Below are 26,721 nucleotides of genomic sequence, written 5' to 3'. Positions count from 1 at the left end.
TCTAAAAAATCACTTTAACATTTTTTCCAAGGTAAGCATATCCTGATTAATTTGTTCTTCTAAAGTCTTTAGATTTGCCATAATCTCACTGGTCGGTGGGTATTCCACCGGCACATACTCGATTTCTTTGTACTTGTTGATGGACAGGTCATAGTCGTTATCCACGATTTCCTGTTTGGGTACAAAGAAACTCTGTTCCGTCCGTTTCCGACTTTTTTCTGCTTCCCGGTTATGGTAGCGCTGGATGATATCCGGAATGTCGTTCTCCTGTACAGGGGACCGTTTGTCATCCAGAGAAAATCCATCGGCTTTCATGTCGTAGAACCATACATCATCGGTGCCGCCGGCTCCGGTTTTGGTGAAGATCAGGATGGCCGTGGACACCCCGGCATAGGGCTTGAAGACCCCGCTGGGCATGGAAATGACGGCTTCCAGGCGCTGGCTCTCGATGATTTCTTTCCGGATGGCCTTATGGGCCTTGGAGGAACCAAACAGTACCCCATCCGGGACGATGCAGGCGCACCGTCCGCCGTTCTGGAGCATCCGCACGAAAAGAGCCAGGAAAAGGAGTTCTGTTTTCTTGGTTTTCACCACTTTCAGCAGGTCATCGGCCACCACATCATAATTCAGGCTGCCCTTAAAAGGGGGATTGGCCAGAATCAGGGAATACCGTTCTGTATCAGCATTCTGTTCTGACAAGCTGTCTTTGTACTGAATATCCGGATTTTCCACCCCGTGGGTCATCATATTCATAGCCCCAATCCGCAGCATGGTCCGGTCCATATCGTACCCATGGAACATCTCATCGTTGTAATGTTTCTTGCTCTTTGGTTCAAACAGCACCTGGTCCCGGTAATGTTCCCTGAGGTATTCCCCGGCAGCTACCAAAAATCCACTGGTCCCGCAGGCAGGGTCACAGATTACATCTTCCGGGTTGGGCGTCACCAGGTCCACCATCATACGGATGATATGCCGGGGCGTACGGAACTGACCATTGGTCCCGGCAGTAGCGATTTTGGACAACAGGTATTCATAGAGATCTCCCCGGATATCGCTGTCCTTCCAATCGATTTCGTCCATGGCCGTAACAATCTGTTCCAACAGTTGGGGTGTGGGAATCTTGAAAATGGCATCGGCCATGTATTTGGAATAGGCACTTTCTTCATCCCCGTGAAGTCCCTTGATAAAAGGAAATACCTGTTCCTGGACAATTTTATACATTTCTTCAGCAGGATAGTTTTTAAATTGGGACCACCGGCACAGCTGATGAGTTTCATCGAAGATACTGTTATAAGGAATTCCCAGCATCAGGCTGCTGGAACTTTTTTCGTTGTCCACCACATCCAGTTCCCGGATGAACATCAGGTACGTAATCTGTTCGATCACATCCAGCGGATTGGTAATTCCACCGGTCCAAAACATTTGCCAAAGACGGTCTACTTTATTTTTCAGTTCACCAGTAATCACAGCCAGCACCCCTTGTACGGATTATTCATTCAAGCAAAGCATCATGAAGCCATTATATCATACTTTTCAGTTTTCCTCTTCTCAAGGAAGCAGGTCATTTGTGTCAACAGGTTCTCGTTGAAACCTTTATCACAGTATAGTTATCCATTCATATCCGAAAGTGAAGCGTGCTGCATGACCTCCGGCCAAACCCATCCACCGTCCTGTGGACGGTCCCCCTTCCCTTTCAGGGAAGGACTTCAACGTGGTATGCCTGCTTATGCCCCCATGGTATGTAGAGCTTTGTCTTTTTGATCTTTTTTTCTCTTATTAAACTATATTATATTAATCTATACTATACTAATCTATGCCGCCATCTGACGGACATCCTGGATACCCGTTGGTATGCCATTGGTTGCCCGGGGAAACGGACCCCCGTGCAGGCGGGCGGCTCTGGCGATATTTTGCCTTCGGCAAAAATCTTGAACCGCCCCTACGGCGGTGGGCGTGGCATAGGATGAAAATCGGACCGCACGACTGTACCGGCTGGCACCAACGCAACTGTCTTTACATCCTTGCCCTTCCATGTAAACTGTGGGATAATTAATAGAGTGAAAAAAAGAAGCAAAACAGCACTGGAAACAAGGAGATGGCACTATGGTAGCAGCAGACTGTATGGGAAAGTACATTCTCCAGCACTTGGAGGAGGCACTGGAAAACCACTGGGTCCAGGTGTATTATCAGCCGGTGATCCGTACCCTTACAGGGGATCTGTGCGGTCTGGAGGCCCTGGCCCGATGGGTGGACCCCCAGTCGGGAATCCTTTCCCCGGCCACCTTCATCCCGGTGCTGGAAGAGGCCCGGCAGATCCACCGGCTGGATGCTTATATGCTGGAAGAAGTGTGCCGCACCATCCGCCAGCGGCTGGATGCCAACCTTCCCATCATCCCGGTTTCCTTCAACCTGTCCCGGTATGATTTCTCCAGCCTGGATGTTTTTTCCCTGGTGGAAGATACCCGGCAGAAATACAACATTCCCCGGGATTTCCTCCATGTGGAGATTACGGAAAGCGTCCTGGCCCAGAATGCGGGAGAGGTGCATCAGGAAGTGGACCGGCTCCGGGCTGAAGGCTACGAGGTGTGGCTGGATGATTTCGGCAGCGGCTTCTCTTCTCTCAACATCCTGAAGGACTTCCAGCTGGATCTGATCAAGCTGGACATGGGCTTCCTCCGGAATTTTACGGAAAAGTCCCGGACCATTGTTTCTTCAGCCATTACCATGGCCAAGCGTCTGAGGCTCAAGACCCTGGTGGAAGGGGTGGAAACCCGGGAACAGGCGGACTTTTTGGCCTCCATCGGCTGCGGACGGCAGCAGGGCTTCTACTATGGAAAGCCCCAGCCTCTGAAGGATACCCTGGCTTTGATGGAACAGGAAAAACGGGTGGTGGAACCCCGGAAGTGGTGCCACTATTATGACCGGGCCAGCGGCGAAATCCACGAAACGAACAGTCCCCTGGCTCTTTTTGGCATGGATGAAAAAGGGGCCATCCGTTATCTTTATACCAATGGGGCTTATGACAATGCCATCCGCCACATGGGCTATACCCTCCAGGAGATCCAATACAATCTGAATCATCCGGAAAACAGGGATGCCCTCCGCACCTACCTGTTCTGTGTGGAACGGTCCCGGACCACGCACCGACCGGAATCCTATGTCTACATCGACGGCGGAGATTACGTGCTGGTCCGGCTCCAGGTGGTCTGTGAGATGAACGGCCATCTGCTGATCACCACCACCCTCACCAACGTTTCCCAAAGCAACGCCCAGATCCGCCAGAACAAAATGGATGCCAATCTCCGGTATCTGTACAGCATGTTCGATGATGTGAACCTGGTGGATTTGAAAAAAAATACCATTGAGATGCTTTATGCCAACAACAACTCCAGCCATGTGTCCAGTCCCCGGAAGTTCCAGGATATCCGGACGGCCTTGAAGGATTTTGCCCGGAAGAGGATATTCGAGGAAGACCAGGCGACTTATCTGGCCTTCACGGACCCGGACACCGTGCTGGCCCGCATCCAGAAAAGCCCCACCGGAAGGATTTCCCAGCTGTTCCGGTGCCGGAACAGCACGGGCAACTACACCTGGCGGGAATGTATGGCCATCCAGCTGACCCATGGGGACAGTTCTCTGATGCTTACGGCAGACCGGACCCTGGAAGATGAGGATAGAATGCCGGTTGTTCCTGCAAAAACGGCGGAGGTCCTCCCTACCCTGCTCTGGGACAGCCTGAAAAAGAACACCCAGATCAAATATTTCTGGAAGGACCGGAACCGCCGTTTTCGGGGGGCCAGCCAGGCCTTTCTGGACCATTACGGCTTCCAGTCTGAAAAAGAGATTATCGGGAAAACCGATGAGGACATGAACTGGCACCGGGATAATATCCCCTACCGACAGGATGAACTGGATGTCCTGCAAAAGGGAATCACTGTTAAAGACGTGCCGGGAGAATGTATCGTAAAAGGCCAGCTCCATCCCATTACCTGCAGCAAATGGCCCCTGTACTGGAACGGGCAGATCATCGGGCTTATGGGATATTTTCTGGATATGGAGAAACTGAACCGAAAGCTGCGTCACGAACTCCCCACACCCTATGATGATGTAATATCCGGTCTGCGGAACCGGCAGGGATTCCTGGAAGACCTGATCCACTGCCAGGAAGATACAGAAGGAGAGGCCCGCCTCTATTGTCTGATTTTACTGGAAAGCTGTTTTGACAACTATCTGAAAAAAAGCTACGAACCGGCTCTGCTCCAGGATCTGATCCGGAAAGAGGCTCAGATTATCCAGAACCTGGCTGGCAAAGATTCCGCCATTTCCCGGCTCTACAATTCCACCTTTGCCATTATCCGCCGGGAAGCCAACCCGGAAGAATCGGAAGCCCTGGCCCGGAAGATCCAGAAACGGCTCCAGGCCATCCACCAGGTCAACGGGAACCCGGTAACGGTAACTTTCCGCTGGAGCATCGTCCATTCCACCGATCCTCTGCTGAAGAAAAAAATCGGTCCCAGCCAGATCTATCGGCTGGCGCTGAAGAAGTTGAGGGAAGAATAAAAGGGACTGCTGCACGCAACGTGCAGCAGTCCCTTTTATTCTTCCACCACTTCCGCCTTGAACACCATAATGGTATCCGCATCGCTGCAGCAGAACTCGGCGGTGCCTTTAGGCTGGCCGGGGATCTGGCCTCCGTACCGGAGAATGTCGATGTAGGGAAAGGCACAATGCATGGCCATGGGGCAGATTTTGCCCCGGTCTTCGTCGAAATCGAAGACCTCCCCCACATGATGGCCCCGGTGGCAGCCCATCTTCCCCCGCCGGTCGGTAACGGTGATCCGGATCTTCGGTCTGCGTCCAGCCATGGCTTTCTCCCTATTCCAGGGTCAGCAGCAGAGCCATTTTAAAGGGCTTTTCTGCCTTCACCCAATGGAGCCCGTTTTTGGCGAACCGGAACTGTTCCCCCGCTTTCAGTGTATGGGCCTTTCCTTCGTAACCGATGATCCCTTCCCCGTCCAGGGCAAAGATCAGGGCATCCCCGGGGGCCGCATGTTCACTGAGACCGGTGCCGGCGTCAAAAGCCATGACCACGAATTTCATCTTTTCATTGTGGACCACATCCATATTCACGATCCGGCCTTCCTGATAGGGCAGCAATTCTGCCAGTTTGAATGCTTTGCCTGCTTCCACTGCTTTGTTCATGATATCCTCCTTCTGAATCTCTACTTCCACATACACCGTATCCACTTCTGCGCTCATGCCCACAGGGACTCCTGTAGGAGTCAGGATGCTCTGACCCGGTTCCAGCACCGTGCCTGCCAGGGCTCCGGTGAGCTGGAGCCGGCCTTCCTGGACCAGGAGCAGTTTGTAATAGGGATAGATCTCCCCGCTGATGTCCGTCCCAGCCCCCAGAGAAAAGACCCACACCGGGTTCCGTCCTCCGGCGATCTGCTGGGAAACCGTGCACCCGGCCACCGGCTGATGGGTCCGGCCCAGAGAAAACACCTGTCCCGCCGTCAGTTTCATGGGTACCACCTGCTTTCCTTTTGTTGGTTGTATTGTAACATGGGAAAAAGGGAAAGTACGTTGGTGAGACAACGGAAAAGGGGTGTTGCACGTTATGTTCAACACCCCCCTTTTTTATTCCTCCCCCTCCGGCAGCTTCTGGAAGAACTTCCGGATCAGCACAACTGCCAGGAGGAAGCCGCAGAAATCGGAAACGCTCTGGCTCCATTCCAGGCCGGTGATCCCCAGAGCCCTGGGCAGCACCAGCAGAGTGGGAATCAGGAACAGACCGCTGCGTCCGGCGGCCACCAGCATGGCTCCGGCGGTTTTCCGGGTGGTCTGGAGACACATGTTGGTTAAAATGGTGAGAGGCACCAGGAAGAAGGTAAGGGCCTGGCACCGTAAGGTACGGGACCCGATGGCAATCACCAGGGGATCATCCCGGAACTGTTCCAGAATGGGTACCGCCCACACAATGGCAGCGGCAGCGGCTATGAGAGCGAACAGGGTGCCGCTTTTCACCGCAAACCAGAAGCCTTCCCGGAGCCGGCGGTACTTTTTGGCTCCGTAGCTGAACCCGCACACCGGCTGGAAACCCTGGCCGAAGCCGATGATCACGGAGGCCGCAAAGAAACTGAGCCGGGTGACGATGGACATAGCCGCAATAGCTGCATCCCCGAAGGCCCCGGCCGCCACATTGAGGAAAATGGTGGACAGGCTCTGGGTGCCCTGGCGGATCAGGGACGGAGCCCCGCCGGCGATGATTTCCTTCAGGATGGGCCAGGATGGATGCATGTTCTTCAGCCGGATGGGGATGTTGGCCCCCTGCCGGGTCATGAAAAGGAGGATGCAGAAACTGACAAACTGGCTGAGGATGGTGGCATAGGCTGCCCCGGCCACCCCCAGATGGAACTGGAAGATAAAGAGAGGATCCAGGAACACGTTGAGGAATCCTCCGATGGTGATCCCCACCATGGCAAAGGCGGCGCTGCCCTGGAACCGGAGATGGTTGTTCATCACCAGGCTGGACATCATTACGGGCGCCCCCACCAGGATCACGCTCATGTACTGGACTGCATAGGGCAGGATGGTAGGGGTGGAACCGATAAGGGTAGCCAGCTGGGGAGCGAACAGGTTCCCCACCACTGCAATCAGAAGGCCGCAGAGAAACACGTACAGGAAGCTGGTGGAAGCCATGGTTTCCGCCTCCGGCCGGCGTCTGGCCCCCAGGAGCCGGGAGATGCTGTTGCCGGAGCCGATGCCGAAAAAGAAGGCAATGGCATGGATGATGGCCATGGTGGCAAAGGTGACCCCCACCGCTGCAGTGGAGGCGGTATCGATTTTGCTGACGAAATAAGTGTCCGCCATATTGTAGAAGCTGGTGCACATCATGCTGATAATGGAGGGCAGGGCCAGGGAAGCAATCAAAGGCTTCACCGGGGCCTCCAGCATCTTCTGGTACTTTCTGGCTTCTTTGGAAGGCTGAGGTGCTGTATCTGACATAAGAAAACCGCCAATCTGTCCGGACTGGGCTGGACAAGTATTTTTTCTATTATACCATAAAGGAGCTGTTGCATGAGCAACAGCTCCTTGTCAATGGTCAATTGTCAATGGCCGATGGAGGCTCTTATTTCCCCAGGGCATCTGCCTGGATGATGGCGGCATAGAGCTGATCTTCGGTTACGTCGGCCACCATGTTGTGGATGCTTTCTCCGGGCACACAGGCAGCTCTGGCAATCTGCCGGATCTGTTCATCGGTGGTGATGCCCAGTTCGGCCAGGGTGGTGGGCAGGCCTACTTCTTTGCAGAAGCCCTGGACATCCCGGAATTCATCCTCTTCCACCCCTTCCAGCACCAGCTGGACCAGGGTACCGAAAGCCACACAGTTTCCGTGAGGAGCGCTGTGACCGCCCAGGGAGGTGATCCCGTTGTAGAAGGAATGGGCACAGGCCAGCCCGCCGTTGTCCGCCCCCACCCCGGACAGGTACACATTGGTCTCGATGATGGCATCCAGGGCCGGGGTCACCACCTGGTGTTCCACGGCGGTTTTGGCCTGGGCCCCGTAGTTCCGGAGGTTTTCGTAGCACAGTTCACACAGGGCCATGGCGGACCGGGTGATCCCGCCGTTTTCCAGGCTGGGCGCATCGGTCCGATAGCAGGCCCGGGCTTCAAAATAGGTCCCCAGGGCATCCCCCATGCCGGCCACCAGGAACTTCACCGGTGCATGGGCGATGATATAACTATCCACCAGCACCCCGTCCGGATTGTTGGGATAGAACAGGTAGCTGTTGAAGGAACCGTCGTCGTTATAAATCACGGACAGCCCGGTGCAGGGAGCATCAGTGGCTACCACTGTGGGAATGATCACCACCCGTTTTCCTTCGTAATGAGCCGTGGCTTTGGCGGTATCGATGGCGGACCCGCCGCCGACCCCTACCACCACATCGATGTTTTCCGCCCGGACCATTTTCCGGAACTTGTCGATTTCCCCTACACTGGAGATGCCTCCGAACACTTCGTAGTGCCGGTGGGTATCGCTGGTGCCGAAGCTTTCTTCCAGTTTGTTATGGCAGGTCCGGTGGCCGCTCCGGCTGCAGATGAACAGCCAGTTCTTCCCCAGATCCTTGAAATAATCGTAGAATTCCTTCAGGGCTCCACTCCCCTGTACATATTTCAGCGGTGCACGCATGAGACGCAGTCTTGCCATAGTGAGTTCCTCCTTTGTACTGAAAATCTCTCTCAACCAGAGAAATCGTGTCCTTTGGAGACAGATTTTTGTTTATTGTATTATACCATAAAAGATAAGTTTTTAACAATAATTATTGATTCTTTAAAAGATAAACAAAACGGTTTTCTATAAGTTTTATGCCTTGCGTGTTTTTTCCAAAAATTCAGTAGGCGAACGTTCCAAAATATGTTACAATAGTTTTACAGAGTTTTTACATTTTTACAAAGTCTTTATAAAGGAGGAAGATTTGTATGAAACTCAAAAAGTGGCTGGCTGCGTCCGCCATCTGTGCCCTGGCCCTGGCTGTTGGTGCCTGCGGGGGCAAGAAAGCTCAGAAAGCGTCCGGTGAATGGAAACCCAACAAGGACATCAAGGTCATTGTAGCCTACAAGGCAGGGTCCGGCACGGATACCGGTGCCCGGGTACTCTGCAAGGATGCGGAAAAATTCGTAGGCAAGACCCTGATCATCGAAAACAAACCCGGCGCTGACGGAAAGATCGGCTGGACGGAACTGTCAAAAGCCAAACCGGACGGCTACACCATCGGCTTCATCAACCTGCCCACCTACACCACCCTGGCTCTGGCCAAGAATGCTTCCTTCGATGACAAGAGCATCGTTCCCATCTGCAACCATCTGAAGGAAACCGGGGTTGTGGTAGTCCGGAAGGACAGCCAGTTCAACAGCCTGAAAGATCTGGTGGAATATGCCAAAGCCCATCCGGGCGAACTGAAGGCTTCCACCAACGGGGTACAGGCTTCCAACCACACGGCAGCCCAGCTGCTGTCCACCACCGCCAAGTTCAAATACAATGCGGTGCCTTACGGCGGTACTGCTGACCAGCTGCTGGCCCTGCGCCAGGGCGAAGTGGACTTCTCCTGCGCCAAACTGGGGGATGTGGAACCTCTGATCCGGGGCAGCAACGCAGCCCTGAAACTGTTGGGCGTATTCTCTGAAAAACGCCTGGACAACTACAAAGATGTGCCCACCCTGGGTGAACTGGGCTACTACAACAAGTGGTACGGCTCCGCCCGTGCTCTGGTGGCTCCCAAAGGCACTCCGGAAAACATCATCAAATTCTATGAAAATGCCTTTAAGATGACCATGACCGATGAACAGACCATCCGTGACCACAAGAACGCCGGTCTGGAACTCCACTACATGGACAGCAAGGAACTGGGCAAACTGATCCAGGAACAGATGACCTTCTGCAAAGACGTGGTCAGCAAACTGTACCAGGACGCCTGAATGACACAAGCGGAATAAATCGGGGGCTGCCAGGGTGCAGCCCCTCTTTTGAGGGGAAACCATTATGAAAAAATCGGAACTCAGTGTAGTGATCTTCATGCTGGGATTCTGTGCCTTCTTCTTTTACGAGACACTGCAACTGCCTCCGGCGGCACAGAGCTATCCCAAATTCGTCATCGGCCTGTTGGCCGTGCTGACTCTCATGCAGCTGGTGAAGATGGCCTGCAGCTGCCACGGCCATTTCACCATTGTCAACGATCTGCCGGAAGTGTGGACCCATTTCCTGCCCAGGCAGTTCTTCACCTTCCTGATTGCCTCCATCCTTTTCTTTGTGCTGATGGTGCTGATCGGATTTTATCCTTCTGCTATTTTATATCTCCTGTTCATGCTGCACTTTTTCCACATTGAAAAGAAGTATATGGCCATCACCCTGGTGGTGCTCATGGCCCTGATCTATATTGTCTTCAGCGAATTCCTGTCCGTGCCTCTGCCGGACGGCCTGCTGCTGGAAGAACTGCTCTAGGAAAGGGAGGATGAAAGAATGGAAAATCAATACGCATTGATGGCCATGGGGTTCATCAACGCCCTTTCGCCTATAAATATCGTCATTATGATCGCCAGCGTGACCATGGGGATCGTCATCGGGTGCATGCCCGGGCTTTCGGCGGCCATGGGGGTGGCCCTGCTGCTGCCCCTGACCTTTGGGATGGAACCTTCCGCCGGGCTGATCATGCTGGGAGGCATCTACTGCGGGGCCATTTTCGGGGGCTCCATTTCCGCCATCCTGATCCACACCCCCGGTACACCGGCATCGGCGGCCACAGCCATCGACGGGTATGCCATGACTTTAAAGGGCAAGGCCGGGAAAGCCCTGGCCACTGCCTGTATCGCTTCTTTCTGGGGCGGACTGTTAAGCTGCATTTCCTTGTATTTCTTTGCTCCCATGCTGGCCAAACTGGCCATGGAATTCGGCAGTCCGGAATACTTCTGGCTGAGCCTCTTCGGCCTCACCATCATCGCCGGGATCAACACGGATTCCATGATCCTGGGGCTCATGTCCGGGGCCTTCGGGCTGGTTCTCTCCACCATCGGCATGGACCCCATGCAGGGGGTAGAACGGTTCATGTTCGGCCAGGATTCTCTCTATAACGGCATCAACATCACCTGTGCCCTGATTGGTCTCTTTTCCATGAGCCAGGCCTTTATCCTGGCGGAAAAAGCCATTGTGAAACGGGCCAAAGCCGCCAAGTTCAGTGACCGGATCATGCTGACCCTGAAGGAAATGAAACAGATCACCCCCACGGTGCTCCGGAGCTGGATCATCGGGAACATCATCGGCATCCTGCCCGGAGCCGGGGCTTCCATTGCCTGTTTTTTAGGCTACAACGAAGCCAAACGGTTCTCCAAACATCCGGAAGAATTCGGCAAGGGCTCCATTGAAGGGATTGCCGGGTCGGAAGCGGCCAACAACGCAGTAACCGGCGGTTCCCTGATTCCCACACTGACTCTGGGGATTCCCGGGGAAAGCGTTACCGCCGTGCTTATGGGCGGGCTGATCATCCACGGGCTCCAGCCGGGACCGGAACTCTTTACAAAGTATGCTCCCATGACGTATACTTTCTTTGGCGGATTCGTGGTCATCCAGTTCTTCATGCTGCTGATCGGCCTTTTGGGCTGCCGTCTGTTCGCCAAGATTGCCCGGGTGTCCGATGCCATCCTGATTCCCAGCATCTTCGTGCTGTGCGTGGTGGGTTCTTTTGCCATCAACAACAGTGCCTTTGATGTGAAGGTGATGTTTGTGTTCGGGGTCATCGGGTATCTCATGCGGAAATGCAACATGAACACCGCTGCGGTTGTGCTGGCTCTGATTTTGGGGCCTTTGGGCGAAAAAGGACTGCGCCGGAGCCTGAGCCTTTCCGGCGGGGATACCAGCATCCTGCTGTCCACCAACATCTGCAAGATCCTGCTGGCCCTGTGCCTGCTGTCCCTGCTCTCTCCCTTTGTGATGAAGTTCTTCAAGAAGGAAAAGAAAGCGGACGAAGCGGCCCTGGCGGCAGAAGACAAGGAAATAGACGAAGCAGACAAAAAATAATAAACGGAATGGAACAAGTGCCTTCTCACATCAAAAGACCCCTTGCGATGGAAGACGGACGGATTAAAGGGGGTGCTGCGCTGCAGCACCCCCTGTCAATTCTCAACGGTAAAAGGAAGGAACCCGGCAGCGGGTTCCAGTAAATGGAAACGCAGCCTGCGGCTGCTAACCCACCACCAGCCTGACGGCTGGTCCCCCGCCCTTGAAAAGGGCGGATAATGGGTATGTGAGGAGGTCTTTTTATGGAAGAAACCCGTGTGGCGATTTTGGGAATCATTGTAGAGGATCCGGATGCGGTGGAGGACCTGAACTCCATCCTTCATGACTTTGGTCCCTATGTAATCGGGCGGATGGGGATTCCCTACCATGCCCGGAACATCCACATCATCAGCGTGGTGGTGGATGCCCCTCAGGACATTATCAGCAACCTGTCCGGCCGGATCGGGAAGCTGCCGGGGGTGTCCTCCAAGACAGCCTATGCCAAGGTCACTTCCGGCCACGAGAACCATGAAGGGTAAGATCCGGTTGGTCCTGCCCTTTGTGCTGGTGTTCCTGCTGTGGGCCTGGGCATCGGCAGAAGGGATCTGGAGCAGCTACATCCTCCCCTCTCCCGGCCAGGTGTGGGACACCTTTCTCCACATGGTCCGGAACGGGGAGCTGGTCCGGCACATCCTGATCAGCCTCCGGCGGATCCTTACCGGGTTCTTCTGGGCCTTTCTGGCCAGCTGCCTTCTGGCCAGCCTGAACCTGCTGTTTCCCCGGCTCCGGGCCTGCTACGGAGGGCTCCTGGAAGTGTTCCGCCATGTACCGCCCCTGTCCCTGATTCCCCTGCTGATCCTCTGGTTCGGCATCGGGGAACTGCCCAAGACCATCATCATCGTGCTGGCTTCCTTCTTCCCCATGTACCTGAACATGGACGACGGGTTCCGCCGGTGTGACCGGAAGCTGCTGGAAGTGGGCCAAATGCTGGGGTTCTCTCCCTGGAAGGCCCTGTGGAAGATCCGGCTGCCAGCGGCCCTGCCCGGGATCCTCACCGGACTCCGGGTGGGCATGGGCTACAGCCTCCGGGCCATTATCGGGGCGGAAATGATAGCTGCCGACAGCGGACTGGGGTATCTGATCCTGGACGCCCAGGCCATGAGCCGCAGCGACAAAGTGTTCATCGGCATCCTGACCATCGGAGCCCTGGGCCTTTTGCTGGATGGGATCTTTGCGGCAGTGGAAAGGAGGCTGCTCCGTTGGATGCGCTGAAGCTGGACCATATTACCAAAACCTATGGTGCCCGGGTGGTGCTCCGGGACCTTTCCCTGGCTCTTTCGCTCCGGGAATGTACGGTGATCCTGGGGAAAAGCGGCTGCGGGAAGACCACCCTGCTGCGCATCCTGGCGGGGCTGGAAACGCCGGATGCCGGCACTGTGGAAAAACCGGCCGGGCTGAAACTGGGCATGATGTTCCAGGAGGCCCGGCTGTTCCCCTGGCTCACCTGCCGGGAAAACATCGCCCTGGGACTGCCCAAAGGGGCGGACCCGGGAGAAACGGACCACTGGCTGGACCTGGTCCAGCTGACGGATGCAGCGGGCCAGTACCCGGCCCAGCTGTCCGGAGGCATGCAGCAGCGGGCCTCCCTGGCCCGGACCCTGGCCATGCACAGCAGCCTGATCCTCATGGACGAACCCTTTGCGGCCCTGGATTACTTTACCCGGGGCCAGCTCCAGCAGGAACTCCGGTCCATGGTGGAAAAGCTTTCCATGGGAGTGGTGCTGGTGACCCACAATGTGGACGAGGCCCTGACCCTGGGGGACCGGCTTCTGATCTTGAAAGAAGGCCGGATTGCCCAGGAACAGTACCTGCCCCCGGGCCAACGGGACCTGCTTTCCCCGGGGCTGATCGAAGCGAAAAAAAAGCTGCTGGAGGGGCTGCTGCAGCCCGGCAGCGGCCCGTTAAACGGTCAACGACTGAAAGAAGGAACCTGCTCCAGCCGGTTCCTTTGAAGAGAAACGCCGCTGAAGCGGCTAACCCACCACCAGCCTGACGGCTGGTCCCCCGCCCTTGTCGAGGGCGGATATCCCCTGAGACGAAAGGATCTGTTACAAATGTCATTGAAGAAAAAACTCTCTGTTGCTCTTGCCTGCTGTCTGGTGGCAGTGGGAGCCCTGGCTGCCGGGTGCGGCAGCGGCAAATCCGCCCAGAAGGCGGCTCCCAAAATGGACAAGGTGAGCATCACCTATGTCCAGGCACCCCTGAACATCCCTTCCATTGTGGAAAAGGCCAACCAGAGCTTTGAGAAGAAGTTCAAGGAAAAGAACATCACCGCCTCCTACTCCACCATCACTTCCGGAGCGGATCAGACGGCTGCCCTGGCCAGCGGGGACATCCAGTTCCTGAACTGTGTGGGCGGTTCTTCCGTGCTCCTCAGCGCTGCCAACGGCAACGACATCAAGATCATCAGCCTGTACTCCCAGGCTCCCAAGGCCTTCAAGCTGTTCTCCAAGGACGGCAGCATCCAAAGTGCCGCTGACCTGAAGGGCAAGACCATTGCCGGGCCCAAGGGCACCATCCTCCACGAACTGCTGGCCGCTTATCTCCAGCAGGCCGGGCTTTCCATGAACGATGTGAAGTTCGTTTCCATGGGCCTTCCTGCCGCCGCTTCCGCCCTGGAAAACGGCAGTGCTGACTGTGCTCTCCTGGCCGGTCCTCTGGCCTACAATGTGGAAAAGAAGGGCATGCACGTGGTCACCACCGGAGAAGGGCTGGTATCCGGCCTGACGGTTACCGCAGTCAGCGGCAAGTTCTACAAGGAACACAAGGACCTGGTGGATACTTTCCTGGCCGTCCAGAAGGAAACCCTGGACTTCATGAAGAAGAATCCGGACAAGGCCCTGGAAATGACCGCCAAAGCCACGGAACTGAAACCGGAAGCCGTAAAGGAAATGGCTCCCCTCTATGATTTCAGCATGACCATTACCCCCGAAGCCATCGCCTCCCTGAAGAAGACCCAGGATTTCCTGGTTGCCTCCGGGATGATGGAAAAGAAAGTGGATGTGGATGCGTTGTTTGTAAAGTAAGTAAAAAAAAGAAGCTGTTGCCAGCTGCAACAGCTTCTTTTTTTTACTTTCAGCGAGGTTCCACCAGCAATTTGATGGCGGTCCGTTCTTCACCGTCGATGTTGATATCAATGAACGCGGGAACACATACCAGATCCATACCATGAGGAGCCACAAACCCCCGGGCAATGGCGATGGCTTTCACTGCCTGGTTCAGGGCACCAGCCCCAATGGCCTGGATTTCAGCTTTACCGTTTTCTCTCAATACACCTGCTAACGCACCTGCTACAGAATTCGGATTGGATTTTGTCGAAACCTTTAGTACATCCATGTTCGGTTCCCCCTCATCATTTTTTGTGATGTTTGGAAAATGTTCAATACGCAGTACTCCAATCAGTGTTGCAATGAGTGAATCGTTTCCCAAAAATCAATTTATGGATATTATAACATACTTTAGGAAATTTGTTACACATTTTTTTGATTTTACAAATTTATTACATGAATTTTTAACAGGCTTCTTTTTTCAGGAAGTACAGTAGAAGCGCTGACAGGGTTTTTGCATCAAAAATGTCTTCTGACATGACCATCTGTTTAACTTTTTCTTCCGGAATCACTTCCACCTGGAGGAATTCATCGGCATCGGGATGCATCTTTCCCTGGTGGAGACCGGTGGCCAGGAACAGATGGATGGTTTCGTTGGTGAATCCGGGGGTAGTGACAATAGAAGTCATCCGGGTCCAGTGATCGGCGGTAAGACCAGTTTCTTCGGACAGTTCCCGCTGGGCGCTGGGGAGGATTTCTTCCCCTTTTTCCAGTTTGCCCGCCGGGATCTCGTAGATCACCGAATGGACAGGATACCGGAACTGCTTTACAAACACCATGCTGCCGTCTTCCATTACCGGCAGGATCCCCACGGCTCCCTGGTGGAGGATGTATTCCCGGGTGGAATCATTGCCGTTGGGCAGTTTCACCTGGTCCACATAGAGATGGAGCAGACGGCCTTCAAAGGCGGTCCGGGTAGAAAGCTGTTTTTCATCCAGCCGATCATCGTGTAGGGTTTTCATGAATGTCAGACTCCTTCGTTTCTTTGAATTTGGCGGCCATAGCCAACAGTTCCTTGGCATTTTCCCGGGCAGAACGGGAGGTATTGGTGCCGCCGGTCATACGCATGATCTCCTGGATCCGTCCTTCCGGATCCAGCACATCCACCTGGCTGATGGTGCTGCCTTTTTCCGCGCTTTTATGGATGTACAGCTGATGGTCGGCGAAGCAGGCGATCTGGGCCAGGTGGGTGATGCACAGCACTTGCCGCTCCCGGGCGATGAGGGCCATTTTTTCCGCCATTTTCTGGGCGGTAACGCCCCCCACCCCGGTGTCGATTTCGTCGAAGATCATGGTGGGCACCCCGAACTTCTTCATCATCACCGTCTTGAGAGCCAGGGCGAACCGGGACAGTTCACCGCCGGAAGCGATCCGGCCCAGAGGCTTCAGATCCATCCCCGCATTGGCGGAAAACAGGAACTGGATGCTGTCCTGGCCCCGGCCGTGGCATTCGGGCAGCCGGGTAAACTGAAGATCCACCCGGCCTTCAGGCATGGCCAGGTCCCGGATATGGGGCAGCAGGGCCTTCACCAGGCCGGCAGCGGCTTTCTTCCGGGCGGCCGTGAGTTTGTCCGCTTCCGTCTGCATTTCTGCCTTCAGGATGGCTTCCTGTTTCCGGAGCCGGGCCAGGGTGGATTCCAGGGACAGGAGCCCTTCATATTCCGCCTGGGCCTTGTCCCGGTAGGCCAGTACCTCTTCCAGGCTGCCTCCGAATTTCTGCTTCAGCCGGTACAGCAGGTCCAGCCGTTCCTGGGCCGCTTCCAGGGTATCCCGGTCATCATGATCCGCCGCCAGAATGTCCCCCAGGGACTGGCGCACGTCTTCCAGGGTTTCCCAGGCAGAATCCATACTTTCCGCATAGGGTTTCAGCTCAGGCGCATAGTCCAGCACCCCTTCCAGAGTGGTCCGGGCGGTGTTGATGGCATCCAGGGCACTGGGGCCGCTGTCTTCGCCCCCTTCCAGGTAGTGATGGGCTTCCCCCACTGCCTGGAGGATTTTTTCCTGGTTGCTCAGCTTCCGGACCGTTTCCCGGAGCTGATCATCTTCTCCCGGCTGGATATGGGCTTCGTCAATTTCCTTGATTTCTGCTTCCAGCCGCTCCAGGTCTTCGGTCTGGTGGGCATCCTTCAGCAGCCACTTTTTCACCGTTTCCCTGGCTTTGTCATAGGCCACGAATTTTTCCTGGTATTTTTCCAACAGGGTCTGGAGCCCTGGTTCCAGGTGGTCCAGGATGGTGAGAGCCGCCCCGGGGGCCAGCAGGGTCTGGTTCTCGTGCTGACCGTGGATGTCCACCAGCTGGCTGGCCAGACGGGTGAGCACGTACACCGGCACCTGCCGCTCGTTTACAAAGGCCTGGCTCTTGCCCCCGGCAGTGACCTTCCGGCGGAGGAACAGGGTGTCTTCCCCCAGATCCAGATCCAATTCCCGGAGGATGTCATGGACATTTTCCAGCCCCTCGATGTCGAACACCGCCTGGATCCAGTAGGAATCCGCCCCTTTCCGCAGGTAGTCCCCGCTGGCCCGGCTGCCCAGTACAATGCTGAAGGCGTCGATCAGGATGGATTTCCCGGCGCCGGTTTCCCCGGTGAACACATTGAACCCCGGGGTAAAGTCCACCCGCAGATGGTCGATCAGGGCAAAATTGTGCACTTCCAAGGAATTCAGCATGTCAGCGTCCTTTCTTGACCATGAGCCGCTGCTTCACCGTCTCCACATGGTCCTTGGAATCCACGATCAGGAGCACCGTATCATCGCCCCCTACGGTCCCCAGCAGTTCCTTCCAGCTGAGATGGTCCAGGGCATAGGCCACAGCCTGGGCAGTGCCCGGCAGGGTATGGAGGACGATCAGGTTCTCGGCGGAACTGATGGTAAGGGTGTAGCCCCGGAGGGTGTCCTCCAGCCGTTCCGTGGTCAGGATCTTGCTGTTTTCCGAAGGGAAGGAATATTTGTACCGTCCGTCCTCATCGGGGATCTTGATCAGCATCATTTCTTTGATGTCCCGGGACACGGTGGCCTGGGTCACGTTGAAGCCAGCCTTCTTCAGAGCTTCTGCAAGATCACTCTGGGTTTCGATCTGCTGGTTCTTGATGATGTCTTTAATGGCTTCCTGTCTGGATATTTTCATGGTCTTTCCGCTTGCCTCCTAAAGAATGGTCTGACCTTCATTTTTCAGCATCCTGTCCTGCCAGGTCGCATAGTAGGACAGGGGATTGATGCGCACGAACCGGGCATCACAGGGACTTTTTTCGATCAGGGCCCGCTGGTTCCAGGCCAGATGGCTTACCGTCATCCCGTCCGCGGAAATCAGGATGGTTTCGTAAGGAGGACGGGGGGCGATTTCAATGGCATGCTCCATGGGGATCACCAGAGGACGGGCATGGAGGGCATGAGGGCAGATGGGGGTGATGATGCTGGCCTTCAGGCTGGGATGGACCACCGGTCCCCCTGCCGAAAGGGAATAGGCCGTAGACCCGGTGGCGGTGGCAATGATCAGCCCATCGGAAGGGGCGTTGGCGGTAGGTTCCCCGTCGATCTTCAGACTCAGCCGGGTAAGCCGGGACCGGTCCCCGCTTTCCAGCACCATGTCGTTGAGGGCATGGGCCTTGCAGATCATCTTCTCTCCCTGCCATACCGTAAGCTGGAGCATGTTCCGTTTTTCCAGGATGTATTCTCCCGCCTTTACCTTCAGCAGGGCCTTGTACAGATCCGGAGCCCCCACTTCCGTCAGGAATCCCAGTTTCCCCATGTTCACCCCCAGCAGGGGGATGTTCAGCTGGGTCACGTACCGAGCAGCCCGGAGGATGGTCCCGTCTCCCCCCAGGGTCAGAGCCATGGAAAGCTGGGACAGACTGGCCGGGTCTTCCTGGTCATAGCCGGGTACTCCGTAGCTTTCGGCGATTTCCCGGGGGAACACCACCGGGATCTCTTCCGCCTTGCAGAATTCCACCAGCTTGGGCAACAGGGCCCGGACCTTCTCTTTGGGCAGATTGGGGAACACCCCCAGCCGCAGTCTTTTTTCCATTGTGCCACCCCTCATTTCTCCATTTCTCCTGGTTCTTTTTATTTTTCCAGGGTCTCATGGGAAGCTGCCACCACTTCCCGGATCCGTTCCGGTGTTACGGTGTCTTCCCCTTCTTTCCCCATGTAGAACAGGTATTCAATGTTCCCTTCCGGTCCCCGGATGGGCGAAAAATCCAGTCCCCGGGCCGCAAAGCCCAGTTCCCGGGCCTGGGCGATCACCTTTTCGATGACTTCCAGGTGCACCGCCGGATCCCGGACCACGCCTTTTTTCCCCACTTTCTCCCGTCCCGCCTCGAACTGGGGCTTGATCAGGGCGATGCCGAAGCCGTCGGGCTTCAGGATCTTGTAGGCACTGGGCAGCACCTTGTCCAGGGAAATGAAGGCCACATCAATGGTGAACACATCCACCAGTTCCCCCAGGGAATCCGCTTCCAGGAACCGGACATTGGTCCGTTCCATGTTCACCACCCGGGGATCCTGCCGGAGCTTCCAGGCCAATTGGCCATAGCCCACGTCGATGGCATAGACCTTGCTGGCTCCGTGCTGGAGGGCACAGTCCGTAAAGCCTCCGGTGGAGGCTCCCAGGTCCGCCACCACCTTCCCTTCCAGGGAAATGGGGAACACCTTCAGGGATTTGTCCAGTTTGTAGCCGCCCCGGCTCACAAAGGGCATCTTTTTCCCCAGCAGGGTGATCTTGGCATCGGGCTTCACCATGGTGCCGGGCTTGTCGATTTTCTGGTCGTTCACCAGCACTTCCCCGGCCATGATCACCGCCTGGGCCTTGCTCCGGGATTCAAAGAATCCCTGTTCCGTTAAAAACACATCCAAACGTTCTTTTTTCATAGTTCCTCTTTCCAGGCTTTGGCAATCACATCTGCCGCCCCTTCCGGATCCAGTTTCAAATCCTGGAGCAGCCGTTCCCGTTTCCCGTGGGGCACGTACAGATCCGGGATCCCCAGGTTCAGCACCCGGCAGTCTTTCAGCCGGCCCAACCGGTTCAGGGCATCCAGCACCCCTTCTCCGAAGCCTCCCGCCAGGGAGTTCTCTTCCAGGGTCACCAGCAGCTTTACCTGATGGCTGGCTTCTTCCAGGGCTTCTTTGTCCAGGGGCTTTACGAACCGGGCGTTCACCACCCCGGCGGAAAGGCCCTGTTTTTCCAGGATATCCGCCACTTTCCGGGCTGTATCCACCATGGTCCCCACCGCCCACAGGTCAATCTGATTTCCTTCCCGGAGCCGCCGGCTCTTCCCCATGGGCAGGGTGTGGATTTCCGGATCCAGGGGCACTCCCAGCCCGGACCCCCGGGGATACCTGAGCACGGAAGGCCCGTTGTATTCCAGAGAGGTTTTCAGCATGTGCCGGAGCTCGTTTTCGTCCCCCGGGACCATCATCACCATATTGGGCATTAGCCGCAGGTAGGACAGGTCATAGGCCCCGTGATGGGTGCTGCCGTCGTCCCCCACCAGCCCGGCCCGGTCCAGGCACAGGGTAAAAGGCAGGTTCTGCATGGCCACATCGTGGAGCAGCTGGTCAAAGGCCCGTTGGGCAAAGGTGGAATACAGGGCCACCAGAGGATGGTACCCGTTGGCCGCCAGCCCGGCGCCCATGGTCACTGCATGCTGTTCCGCAATGCCCACGTCAAAGAACCGGTCCGGGTAATATTTCCCAAATACGTCCAGGCCGGTGCCTTCCGGCATGGCGGCGGTAATGGCCACCACTTTCCGGTTCTTCTCTCCCAGTTCCACCAGGGCATCGCTGAACACTTTGGTATAGGTGGCAGGAGCCTGGGGATTGGAGAATTTCTTCCCGGTGGCAATGTCGAAGGGGCCGGTGCCATGGAAAGCGTTGGGCCGCTCTTCCGCCGGTTTGTACCCTTTCCCCTTGGTGGTGAGCACATGGATGAACACCGGCTCATCCAGCTGCTTGGCCTTTTCAAAGGTTTCCATCAGGGCAGTCAGGTCGTGGCCGTCCACCGGTCCCAGGTATTTAAAGCCGAAGTCTTCGAAGAGCATCCCGGGCACAAAGAAGTACTTGAAGCTGTCCTTGAGACGGCCCACCGCCCGGGCCACACTGCTGCCGATGGAAGGCAGCCCTTTCAGGAAGTTTTCCACTTCCGTTTTCACCCGGGAATAGGTGGGATCCGTCCGGAGTTCCGTAAGATAGGAAGACAGGGCCCCCACGTTTTTGGAAATGGACATTTCGTTGTCATTGAGGACCACGATCAGCTTCTTGTGGAGATCCCCGGCGTTGTTCAGCCCTTCCATGGCTTCCCCGCCGGTAAGGGCTCCGTCCCCGATGACGGCAATCACATTGTAGTCGTCCCCGGCCAGGTCCCGGGCACAGGCGATTCCCAGAGCCGCCGAAATGGAGGTGCTGGAGTGGCCGGTGCCGAAGCAGTCATATTCGCTTTCCGTCCGTTTGGGGAAGCCGCAGAGGCCGCCGTACTGCCGGAGAGTGGGGAATTTGTCCAGCCGGCCGGTCAGCAGTTTGTGGACATAGGACTGATGGCCCACATCCCAGACGATCTTGTCCCGAGGCATGGAAAACACCTTATGCAGGGCGACGGTCAGTTCCACCACTCCCAGGTTGGGGGCCAGATGCCCTCCGTTCCGGCTGGTCACTTCCAGGATCTCCTCCCGGATTTCCTGGCACAGTTCCGGCAGCTGGGCATCGGGGATTTTTTTCAGGTCCGACGGTGCATGTATGGTTGGCAAGAGTTTCATAAGGGTCCGTCCTCCCCCGTCCTTATTTCTTCCGGTTGTACAGATAGCGGGTGATTTCCACCAGGGGCTGGGCCTTTTCGCCCAGGGGCGCCAGGGTCTCTTCCGCTTCTTTCAGGGTCTGGGCGGCCATTTCTTTGGCTTTTTCCAGACCGAACAGAGACACATAGGTGGATTTGTGGAGTTTTTCGTCGCTGTGGGCCGGTTTGCCCATAACCTTGGCATCCCCTTCCACATCCAGGATGTCGTCAGTGATCTGGAAGGCCAGACCGAAGAGAGCGGCAAAATGGGTCATGGTCCGGAGGGTGTCCGGATCCGCCCCCCCCAGCATGGCGCCGCCCCGGACCGCAGCCACGAACATGGCCCCGGTCTTGGCTTCGTGGAGCTTCTTCATCTGTTCCAGGGTCAGCTGCTGGTCTTCAGAGGTAATGTCCAGAGCCTGGCCGCCTACCATGCCGGTAGGGCCGGCGCATTTTGCCACCAGACGGACCACCTCCAGGAGCACCTTGGGATCCACTCCCCGCTGTTCCAGCATCACTTCAAAAGCCTGGGTCAGCAGGCCATCTCCGGCCAAAAGGGCCATGGCATCCCCGAACACCTTGTGGTTGGTGAGGCGGCCCCGGCGGTAATCGTCATTGTCCATGGAAGGCAGGTCGTCGTGGATCAGAGAATAGGTATGGATCATTTCCAGTCCTGCAGCCACCGCCACAAAATCCGTACCGTTGGCCCCCACCGCATCTGCTGCCGCCATGAGCAGGATGGGCCGGAGCCGCTTGCCCCCGGCCGCCACAGAATACATCATGGCCTTGTCCACCGGGGAAATGCTCCCCACTCCCAGGCGCACCTGGAGATATCCGTTGACCAGAGCCCCACGGCTCCGTAAATAACTGCGCAGTTCCATTATTCCTTCTCCTCCGGAAACAGGGCCAGGGCAAAATCATCCTGGCTGGTTTCCACGATTTTTTTCACGTCCTGCTGGACTTTTTTCAGCTGGGCCGCACAATTCCGGCTCAGTTCCATACCTTCTTTATAGAGAGCCACTGTCTCATCCAGGGACAGTTCCCCGCTTTCCAGCTTTTCCACAATGGTTTCCAGCCGTTTCAGGCCCTCTTCAAAGGAAACCGTTTCTGCTTTCTTTCTGGGCATTATGCTTTTCCTTCCTTGACCGTTTCCACCTGGGAGACTGCCGCTCCCTGAGCGAACCGGGTCACCAGGGTATCACCGGGCCGGAGATCCGACGCCTGCCGGACCACCTTTCCCTGTGCATTTTCTGTTATGGTATAACCCCGCCGGAGCACCCCATAGGGATCCAGGGCCCCCAGCTTGGCGGTAATCACTTCCAGTTTCTGCTGCCGGTTTTCCAGCAGCCGGTCCCCGGCCTGTTCCAGCCGCTGGCTCAGGCTGTCCAGGGTCTGGCCGGCATTTTCCCACAGCCGTTCCGGATGGAGGAACACCCATTCTCCCTGGAGCTGTTCCAGAGCCCGGGTGCTGTCCTGGAGCCGGGTTTCCATGGTCCGTTCCAGCCGGCGCACCAGCTTGGCCAGATTTTCCCGGTCCCCGCTCCGTTCCGGCACTGCCAGTTCCGCGGCTGCAGAGGGAGTGGGAGCCCGGAGGTCTGCCGCAAAATCGCTGAGGGTAAAGTCGATTTCGTGACCCACGGCAGAAATCACCGGGATTTCCGAAGCGGCGATGGCCCTGACCATACCCTCATCGTTAAAGGCCCACAGGTCTTCCATGGAACCCCCGCCCCGGCCTACGATCAGCACGTCCGCCAGTTTGTGCCGGTTGAAGAACCGGATCCCCCGGATGATTTCCGGAGGGGCTTCCGTGCCCTGGACCTTTACGGGATACAGCCGGAGCTTTACGGAAGGATCCCGGCGGCCGGCCACGTTGATGATGTCCCGGACCGCTGCCCCGGCAGAAGATGTGACGATGCCCACCACTTTGGGATAGGCAGGCAGGGGACGCTTCCGGCCGGGGTCGAAGAGCCCTTCGGCGGTGAGTTTTTCCTTCAGCTGCTCATAGGCGATCATCAGGTTCCCGGCTCCCAGGGGCATCATCATGTCCACGTAGAACTGATAGACCCCGTCCCGTTCATACAGGTCGATCCGGCCCACCCCCAGCACCTGGTCCCCGTTTTTGGGCAGCTGCTTCAGGCGCCGGGCCGCACCGGCGAACATAACGGCTTTCAGCAGGGTCTTGCCGTCTTTTAAATTAAAATAACAGTGACCGGAAGGATACTGGCGGAAGTTGGACACTTCCCCCTGGATCTGGAGGTTGGCGAATTCCGGTTCCTTCCGGAACAGCCCCTTGACGATCCGGGTCACTTCCGACACCGTATAGATTTTTCCAACGATCATGGTTCCTCCTGCCTTTCCCGGAGTACGGCGGCCCAGGCATTGCCCACGGCACCGTCCACGCTGTACCGGGGATCCGGGGCCCACAGGCCGATCTGCCGCCGGCTGAGGAAAGCTTCCAGCTGATGGCGAATTTCTTTGTTGGCGCTGACCCCTCCCACCAGGAGCACCTGGGAAAGGGCTTCCTTCTGGCACACCCAGCCGATGGTCCGGGCCAGGGCTTTGCCGATGGCCTGTTCCACCCCCAGGGCCAGGGAAGCCGGATCCGCCCCCTGGTCAATGGCCCGGAGAGCCTGGGTGCAGGGCCCGGACAGGGACAATTCCCCCTCCTGGCTCCATACCTTCAGAGGATGGGGTTCCGCTGCGGTCTCTCCCAGTTTCTCCAGCCGGGCTCCGGCGGGAAAGGCCAGGCCCAGAGCCACCCCCACCCGGTCGATGAACTGGCCGGCGTGGAGGTCGATGCTGGTGCCCCGGGGTTCCAGAGTGAATTCCCCGTCCTCCTGGCGCTCACACAGGAGGAGGTCCGTGGTGCCGCCGGAGATGTGGACCAAAAGGAACCGGTCCGGGGCCGTTTTCCCCACGGACCAGAGACCGGCATACATGTGATTGTGCTGATGGGTAAAAAAATGGACCGGCACACCCAGCACCTTTCCCAGGCTCCGGGCCATCCCCAGTCCCACCAGAAAGGCGGGCATGTAGGAATCTTCCCGGGGCCGGGGTTTGGCGCTGACGCCGATGGCCGCAATCCGGCGGCCGTCCAGTTCCAGGGCTTCCAGCAGATCCGGCAGATTCCGGGTATGCTGGTAGACCATTTCCGACTGGGCCAGGCCCCGGCGACCCGGTTTCACCGTCAAAAGCCGCCGCTGGTCTCCCATCAGGTTCCCCTGCCGGTCCATGAGCGCCGCCGAAGTGGTGTAGCAGCTGGTATCCAGCCCCAGGACCGCTTCCTCAGCGGCCATGCTTCTTCACCAGGCTCCCCAAAAGGCCGTTGATGAAGGCGGGAGAATCATCCCCTCCGTAGATTTTGGCCAGTTCCACGGCCTCATTGATGGCCACTGCCGGAGGCACCGGTTCCGGGCTGCAGAACATTTCCCAGGATGCAATCCGCAGCAGGTTCCGGTCGATGCCGTTCATCCGCTTCAGGGTCCATTTGGCGTCCAGGCCGTTCAGTTCCCCGTCCAGGGCTTCCCGGTTTTCCCGGACCCCGTTCACCAGTTCCAGGGCATAGGCCAGGTCCTTTTTCCGGGTATCCTGGATGTCTTCTTCCTCCGCCATGGTCTTCACCGTTTCTTCCGGAGACTGTTCCGGAGAGAATTCCAGGGCAAACAGGCTTCTCATTGCAATGGTACGTGCTTCTCTTCTGCTCATATGATTGGTAAACTCCTTTTATTTATGGTACGGAGGCAGCAGGTTGTCCAGCAGATCCACCAGATCTTCCCCTGCATCCATTTTGTAACCGATGTAAAAACCCAGGCCGATGCAAAACAGCAGGAACACCGCCCGGAAAAAGCCCAGGAGAAGGAACAGGATGCCCACCACCAGGCCCACCGAAGCGCCTATGATCCGCCACCGGCTGGTTTCAAACAGTTTGCGTAAAATTTCCTGCCACATGGTCTTCCACCGCCTATTCCTTGGCCTTGATGTGCTTGAAGTACACGGACACTTCCGCCACTTCCACGCCCACCACGTTCATGATGTTCTTTTTCACCGTCCGCTTCACTTCGTCGGTGGTGTCCGGGATGTTGATCCCAGGCTCGATGGAAGCGTTGATCCGGACGCTGAGCTGGTTGTCCTTCAGCAGCTTTACCCGGCATTTGGCGCCGAACACCCCGTATACATCATTGGTGAACCCGGAAATGTAGTCTTCCATGGCCCGCTGGCTTACATGGATCTTCCCTTCCCGGTCGTTGTCAAAGGTCAGGTCGTTGCTGCCGCCCCGGCTCCAGCTGGCAAACAGCAGCCGGAGGCTCACCAGGAAAATCACCACCCCGCCGATGGTGTATTCCCAGCGTCCGGGGACCCGGGCGGCAAACTCTGTAAGATCATGGACCGGGATGCCGTTGACGCTGACAATGACAATCAGCACCGCCACTGCTGCCATGATGATGGTGTACATGGTCAAAATGATCCGATCGAATATGCTCATGCTTCTCCCCCCGACGTTTCCTGGCCTTTGGGGTCAGATTCTCCTTCCGGCGGCCGGACCGGTTCTGGAGCTTCCTTTGCTTCTGGCTGTGCTTCCACCGATTCCCTGTTTTCCGAAGTTTCTTCCCCGGCAAAGGCGCCTTCCGGCAGGGACGGTCTGTCAGCCGGTTCCTCTTCCCATTTCTTCACCAGTTCGTCCGTATCGTCCCTGCCGCTGAAATCCTTTTCTTTTTTCTTCTTGACGCCTTCCACGTGGACATCCACTCCTGTGACTTCGTAGCCGGTCATGTTTTCCACGGCTTCCTTCACCTTTTCCTGGAGCTTGATGGCCACATCGGGGATATTGAATCCGTAGGTGATGATCACATGGACCTCCACCCGGACGGTGTGGCCTTCCGTATAGACCTTGATGCCTTTGGAAAAATTCTGTTTCCCCAGCATGTCCGTCAGCCCTTCCCGGATGCCGCCGCTCATGCCGTATACCCCGTTCACCTCCGAGGCCGCCAGCCCGGCCACAATGCTCAGGACCTCGTCAGCCACCTTGATGGCACCCATATCGTCCGCATCGGGACTGTTTTCCAACTGCGCCTGCTGTTTTTCTTGTTCGTCGTTCATAGGCTGTCTCCTCAAACGCAAGTTTATACAATTTAATCAGTATATTATACCATATACAGGCAAAAGTGGGTAGGGCAGGGCTCTGCACTCTGCGCTCTTCACTCTTCACCTTACATATAGTATGATATAAGAAACGACAGAAAGCA

At 56.5% G+C, this 26,721-nt stretch carries 28 protein-coding genes; 8 read left to right on the top strand and 20 right to left on the bottom strand.

The annotated features are described in order from the left end of the window. Positions 1–9 precede the first annotated feature (9 nt). Entirely contained in the window at positions 10–1,467 is a 1,458-nt protein-coding gene (locus ACTQY1_RS03155) for a type I restriction-modification system subunit M (protein WP_288174676.1), read from the bottom strand. A 654-nt stretch (positions 1,468–2,121) separates the two neighbouring features. Between ACTQY1_RS03155 and ACTQY1_RS03150 the strand changes: the two genes are divergently transcribed. Further along, the gene (locus tag ACTQY1_RS03150; RefSeq protein ID WP_288174674.1) at positions 2,122–4,560 is read left to right on the top strand and encodes an EAL domain-containing protein; all 2,439 of its coding nucleotides are present in this window, start codon (positions 2,122–2,124) and stop codon (positions 4,558–4,560) included. Between the two features lie 35 nt (positions 4,561–4,595). Here the strand turns inward: ACTQY1_RS03150 and ACTQY1_RS03145 are convergent, their stop codons facing one another. The 4 genes from ACTQY1_RS03145 to ACTQY1_RS03130 all read right to left on the bottom strand — a co-directional run bounded on the left by ACTQY1_RS03145 (position 4,596) and on the right by ACTQY1_RS03130 (position 8,212). Further along, positions 4,596–4,865 (bottom strand): TIGR04076 family protein, encoded by a 270-nt coding sequence (locus tag ACTQY1_RS03145; RefSeq protein ID WP_022487793.1) that lies wholly within the window; start codon positions 4,863–4,865, stop codon positions 4,596–4,598. Positions 4,866–4,875: 10 nt separating this feature from the next. After that, positions 4,876–5,526 (bottom strand): cupin domain-containing protein, encoded by a 651-nt coding sequence (locus ACTQY1_RS03140; RefSeq protein ID WP_022487792.1) that lies wholly within the window; start codon positions 5,524–5,526, stop codon positions 4,876–4,878. Between the two features lie 114 nt (positions 5,527–5,640). Then, entirely contained in the window at positions 5,641–7,008 is a 1,368-nt protein-coding gene (locus tag ACTQY1_RS03135) for an MATE family efflux transporter (RefSeq protein WP_229778474.1), read from the bottom strand. Positions 7,009–7,132: 124 nt separating this feature from the next. Further along, complete coding sequence (locus ACTQY1_RS03130) at positions 7,133–8,212, bottom strand: glycerol dehydrogenase (protein WP_154488160.1); 1,080 nt, start codon at positions 8,210–8,212, stop codon at positions 7,133–7,135. 272 nt (positions 8,213–8,484) lie between these two features. Here ACTQY1_RS03130 and ACTQY1_RS03125 point away from each other — a divergent pair, with 272 nt between their 5' ends. The 7 genes from ACTQY1_RS03125 (at position 8,485) to ACTQY1_RS03095 (ending at position 14,637) form a co-directional block, all read left to right on the top strand. Then, complete coding sequence (locus ACTQY1_RS03125; RefSeq protein ID WP_022487788.1) at positions 8,485–9,480, top strand: Bug family tripartite tricarboxylate transporter substrate binding protein; 996 nt, start codon at positions 8,485–8,487, stop codon at positions 9,478–9,480. Between the two features lie 64 nt (positions 9,481–9,544). Then, the gene (locus tag ACTQY1_RS03120; protein ID WP_022487787.1) at positions 9,545–10,003 is read left to right on the top strand and encodes a tripartite tricarboxylate transporter TctB family protein; all 459 of its coding nucleotides are present in this window, start codon (positions 9,545–9,547) and stop codon (positions 10,001–10,003) included. An 18-nt stretch (positions 10,004–10,021) separates the two neighbouring features. Next, positions 10,022–11,572 carry a tripartite tricarboxylate transporter permease gene (locus ACTQY1_RS03115; protein WP_022487786.1) on the top strand — a complete coding sequence of 517 codons (1,551 nt, stop codon included), beginning with the start codon at positions 10,022–10,024 and terminating at the stop codon, positions 11,570–11,572. A 242-nt stretch (positions 11,573–11,814) separates the two neighbouring features. Then, a complete protein-coding gene (locus ACTQY1_RS03110; RefSeq protein ID WP_022487785.1) occupies positions 11,815–12,090 on the top strand; it encodes a TM1266 family iron-only hydrogenase system putative regulator in 276 nt (91 codons plus the stop codon). Continuing rightward, positions 12,080–12,823: an ABC transporter permease gene (locus tag ACTQY1_RS03105; RefSeq protein ID WP_022487784.1), complete on the top strand. Its 744-nt coding sequence runs from the start codon at positions 12,080–12,082 to the stop codon at positions 12,821–12,823. The genes ACTQY1_RS03110 and ACTQY1_RS03105 overlap by 11 nt, the downstream gene beginning before the upstream one ends. Further along, complete coding sequence (locus ACTQY1_RS03100) at positions 12,811–13,563, top strand: ABC transporter ATP-binding protein (protein ID WP_022487783.1); 753 nt, start codon at positions 12,811–12,813, stop codon at positions 13,561–13,563. Before ACTQY1_RS03105 ends, ACTQY1_RS03100 begins: the two co-directional genes overlap by 13 nt. 102 nt (positions 13,564–13,665) lie before the next feature. Continuing rightward, entirely contained in the window at positions 13,666–14,637 is a 972-nt protein-coding gene (locus ACTQY1_RS03095; protein WP_022487782.1) for an ABC transporter substrate-binding protein, read from the top strand. A 49-nt stretch (positions 14,638–14,686) separates the two neighbouring features. Here the strand turns inward: ACTQY1_RS03095 and ACTQY1_RS03090 are convergent, their stop codons facing one another. From ACTQY1_RS03090 to ACTQY1_RS03020, 15 genes are all read right to left on the bottom strand, one after another. Next, positions 14,687–14,947, bottom strand: a complete 261-nt coding sequence (locus ACTQY1_RS03090) for a stage V sporulation protein S (protein WP_012938234.1) — start codon at positions 14,945–14,947, stop codon at positions 14,687–14,689. A 175-nt stretch (positions 14,948–15,122) separates the two neighbouring features. Then, positions 15,123–15,680 (bottom strand): NUDIX domain-containing protein, encoded by a 558-nt coding sequence (locus ACTQY1_RS03085; RefSeq protein ID WP_154488161.1) that lies wholly within the window; start codon positions 15,678–15,680, stop codon positions 15,123–15,125. Beyond that, positions 15,661–17,385: a DNA repair protein RecN gene (gene recN / locus ACTQY1_RS03080; RefSeq protein ID WP_288174666.1), complete on the bottom strand. Its 1,725-nt coding sequence runs from the start codon at positions 17,383–17,385 to the stop codon at positions 15,661–15,663. Before recN ends, ACTQY1_RS03085 begins: the two co-directional genes overlap by 20 nt. A gap of 1 nt (position 17,386) precedes the next feature. Beyond that, entirely contained in the window at positions 17,387–17,842 is a 456-nt protein-coding gene (gene argR / locus ACTQY1_RS03075) for an arginine repressor (RefSeq protein WP_022487779.1), read from the bottom strand. Between the two features lie 18 nt (positions 17,843–17,860). Next, complete coding sequence (locus tag ACTQY1_RS03070) at positions 17,861–18,739, bottom strand: NAD(+)/NADH kinase (protein WP_154488163.1); 879 nt, start codon at positions 18,737–18,739, stop codon at positions 17,861–17,863. A 38-nt stretch (positions 18,740–18,777) separates the two neighbouring features. Further along, positions 18,778–19,581: a TlyA family RNA methyltransferase gene (locus ACTQY1_RS03065; RefSeq protein WP_022487777.1), complete on the bottom strand. Its 804-nt coding sequence runs from the start codon at positions 19,579–19,581 to the stop codon at positions 18,778–18,780. Beyond that, positions 19,578–21,461 carry a 1-deoxy-D-xylulose-5-phosphate synthase gene (gene dxs, locus ACTQY1_RS03060; RefSeq protein ID WP_441373779.1) on the bottom strand — a complete coding sequence of 628 codons (1,884 nt, stop codon included), beginning with the start codon at positions 21,459–21,461 and terminating at the stop codon, positions 19,578–19,580. Before dxs ends, ACTQY1_RS03065 begins: the two co-directional genes overlap by 4 nt. Before the next feature lie 22 nt (positions 21,462–21,483). Further along, the gene (locus ACTQY1_RS03055) at positions 21,484–22,359 is read right to left on the bottom strand and encodes a polyprenyl synthetase family protein (RefSeq protein ID WP_022487775.1); all 876 of its coding nucleotides are present in this window, start codon (positions 22,357–22,359) and stop codon (positions 21,484–21,486) included. Beyond that, entirely contained in the window at positions 22,359–22,604 is a 246-nt protein-coding gene (gene xseB, locus ACTQY1_RS03050) for an exodeoxyribonuclease VII small subunit (protein ID WP_022487774.1), read from the bottom strand. Before xseB ends, ACTQY1_RS03055 begins: the two co-directional genes overlap by 1 nt. Continuing rightward, a complete protein-coding gene (gene xseA / locus ACTQY1_RS03045) occupies positions 22,604–23,818 on the bottom strand; it encodes an exodeoxyribonuclease VII large subunit (RefSeq protein WP_441373778.1) in 1,215 nt (404 codons plus the stop codon). Before xseA ends, xseB begins: the two co-directional genes overlap by 1 nt. Then, the gene (locus ACTQY1_RS03040) at positions 23,815–24,774 is read right to left on the bottom strand and encodes a Kae1-like domain-containing protein (protein ID WP_022487772.1); all 960 of its coding nucleotides are present in this window, start codon (positions 24,772–24,774) and stop codon (positions 23,815–23,817) included. The genes xseA and ACTQY1_RS03040 overlap by 4 nt, the downstream gene beginning before the upstream one ends. Beyond that, positions 24,764–25,183 carry a transcription antitermination factor NusB gene (gene nusB, locus ACTQY1_RS03035; protein ID WP_022487771.1) on the bottom strand — a complete coding sequence of 140 codons (420 nt, stop codon included), beginning with the start codon at positions 25,181–25,183 and terminating at the stop codon, positions 24,764–24,766. The genes ACTQY1_RS03040 and nusB overlap by 11 nt, the downstream gene beginning before the upstream one ends. 18 nt (positions 25,184–25,201) lie before the next feature. Then, positions 25,202–25,426, bottom strand: a complete 225-nt coding sequence (locus tag ACTQY1_RS03030; protein WP_012938222.1) for a DUF2273 domain-containing protein — start codon at positions 25,424–25,426, stop codon at positions 25,202–25,204. 13 nt (positions 25,427–25,439) lie between these two features. Then, on the bottom strand, positions 25,440–25,961 hold the full coding sequence (gene amaP / locus ACTQY1_RS03025) for an alkaline shock response membrane anchor protein AmaP (RefSeq protein ID WP_022487770.1): 522 nt from the start codon (positions 25,959–25,961) through the stop codon (positions 25,440–25,442). After that, positions 25,958–26,575, bottom strand: coding sequence for an Asp23/Gls24 family envelope stress response protein (locus ACTQY1_RS03020; protein ID WP_288310117.1), 618 nt, complete (start codon positions 26,573–26,575; stop codon positions 25,958–25,960). Before ACTQY1_RS03020 ends, amaP begins: the two co-directional genes overlap by 4 nt. Positions 26,576–26,721 lie beyond the last annotated feature (146 nt).

This window comes from Acidaminococcus sp. HCP3S3_G9_1 (assembly GCF_052122455.1).
Lineage (GTDB): Bacteria > Bacillota > Negativicutes > Acidaminococcales > Acidaminococcaceae > Acidaminococcus.
Note: the sequence above shows the minus strand (reverse complement) of the source record. Positions and strands in the feature narration are given on the sequence as shown.

Bases quoted from the DNA above. Each gene is read 5' to 3' on its own strand.
- ACTQY1_RS03150 (WP_288174674.1), top strand. From the start codon at position 2,122: ATGGGAAAGTACATTCTCCAGCACTTGGAGGAGGCACTGGAAAACCAC.
- ACTQY1_RS03145 (WP_022487793.1), bottom strand. From the start codon at position 4,865: ATGGCTGGACGCAGACCGAAGATCCGGATCACCGTTACCGACCGGCGG.
- ACTQY1_RS03140 (WP_022487792.1), bottom strand. From the start codon at position 5,526: ATGAAACTGACGGCGGGACAGGTGTTTTCTCTGGGCCGGACCCATCAG.
- ACTQY1_RS03135 (WP_229778474.1), bottom strand. From the start codon at position 7,008: ATGTCAGATACAGCACCTCAGCCTTCCAAAGAAGCCAGAAAGTACCAG.
- ACTQY1_RS03130 (WP_154488160.1), bottom strand. From the start codon at position 8,212: ATGGCAAGACTGCGTCTCATGCGTGCACCGCTGAAATATGTACAGGGG.
- ACTQY1_RS03125 (WP_022487788.1), top strand. From the start codon at position 8,485: ATGAAACTCAAAAAGTGGCTGGCTGCGTCCGCCATCTGTGCCCTGGCC.
- ACTQY1_RS03120 (WP_022487787.1), top strand. From the start codon at position 9,545: ATGAAAAAATCGGAACTCAGTGTAGTGATCTTCATGCTGGGATTCTGT.
- ACTQY1_RS03115 (WP_022487786.1), top strand. From the start codon at position 10,022: ATGGAAAATCAATACGCATTGATGGCCATGGGGTTCATCAACGCCCTT.
- ACTQY1_RS03110 (WP_022487785.1), top strand. From the start codon at position 11,815: ATGGAAGAAACCCGTGTGGCGATTTTGGGAATCATTGTAGAGGATCCG.
- ACTQY1_RS03105 (WP_022487784.1), top strand. From the start codon at position 12,080: ATGAAGGGTAAGATCCGGTTGGTCCTGCCCTTTGTGCTGGTGTTCCTG.
- ACTQY1_RS03095 (WP_022487782.1), top strand. From the start codon at position 13,666: ATGTCATTGAAGAAAAAACTCTCTGTTGCTCTTGCCTGCTGTCTGGTG.
- ACTQY1_RS03090 (WP_012938234.1), bottom strand. From the start codon at position 14,947: ATGGATGTACTAAAGGTTTCGACAAAATCCAATCCGAATTCTGTAGCA.
- ACTQY1_RS03085 (WP_154488161.1), bottom strand. From the start codon at position 15,680: ATGAAAACCCTACACGATGATCGGCTGGATGAAAAACAGCTTTCTACC.
- recN (WP_288174666.1), bottom strand. From the start codon at position 17,385: ATGCTGAATTCCTTGGAAGTGCACAATTTTGCCCTGATCGACCATCTG.
- argR (WP_022487779.1), bottom strand. From the start codon at position 17,842: ATGAAAATATCCAGACAGGAAGCCATTAAAGACATCATCAAGAACCAG.
- ACTQY1_RS03070 (WP_154488163.1), bottom strand. From the start codon at position 18,739: ATGGAAAAAAGACTGCGGCTGGGGGTGTTCCCCAATCTGCCCAAAGAG.
- ACTQY1_RS03065 (WP_022487777.1), bottom strand. From the start codon at position 19,581: ATGAAAAAAGAACGTTTGGATGTGTTTTTAACGGAACAGGGATTCTTT.
- dxs (WP_441373779.1), bottom strand. From the start codon at position 21,461: ATGAAACTCTTGCCAACCATACATGCACCGTCGGACCTGAAAAAAATC.
- ACTQY1_RS03055 (WP_022487775.1), bottom strand. From the start codon at position 22,359: ATGGAACTGCGCAGTTATTTACGGAGCCGTGGGGCTCTGGTCAACGGA.
- xseB (WP_022487774.1), bottom strand. From the start codon at position 22,604: ATGCCCAGAAAGAAAGCAGAAACGGTTTCCTTTGAAGAGGGCCTGAAA.
- xseA (WP_441373778.1), bottom strand. From the start codon at position 23,818: ATGATCGTTGGAAAAATCTATACGGTGTCGGAAGTGACCCGGATCGTC.
- ACTQY1_RS03040 (WP_022487772.1), bottom strand. From the start codon at position 24,774: ATGGCCGCTGAGGAAGCGGTCCTGGGGCTGGATACCAGCTGCTACACC.
- nusB (WP_022487771.1), bottom strand. From the start codon at position 25,183: ATGAGCAGAAGAGAAGCACGTACCATTGCAATGAGAAGCCTGTTTGCC.
- ACTQY1_RS03030 (WP_012938222.1), bottom strand. From the start codon at position 25,426: ATGTGGCAGGAAATTTTACGCAAACTGTTTGAAACCAGCCGGTGGCGG.
- amaP (WP_022487770.1), bottom strand. From the start codon at position 25,961: ATGAGCATATTCGATCGGATCATTTTGACCATGTACACCATCATCATG.
- ACTQY1_RS03020 (WP_288310117.1), bottom strand. From the start codon at position 26,575: ATGAACGACGAACAAGAAAAACAGCAGGCGCAGTTGGAAAACAGTCCC.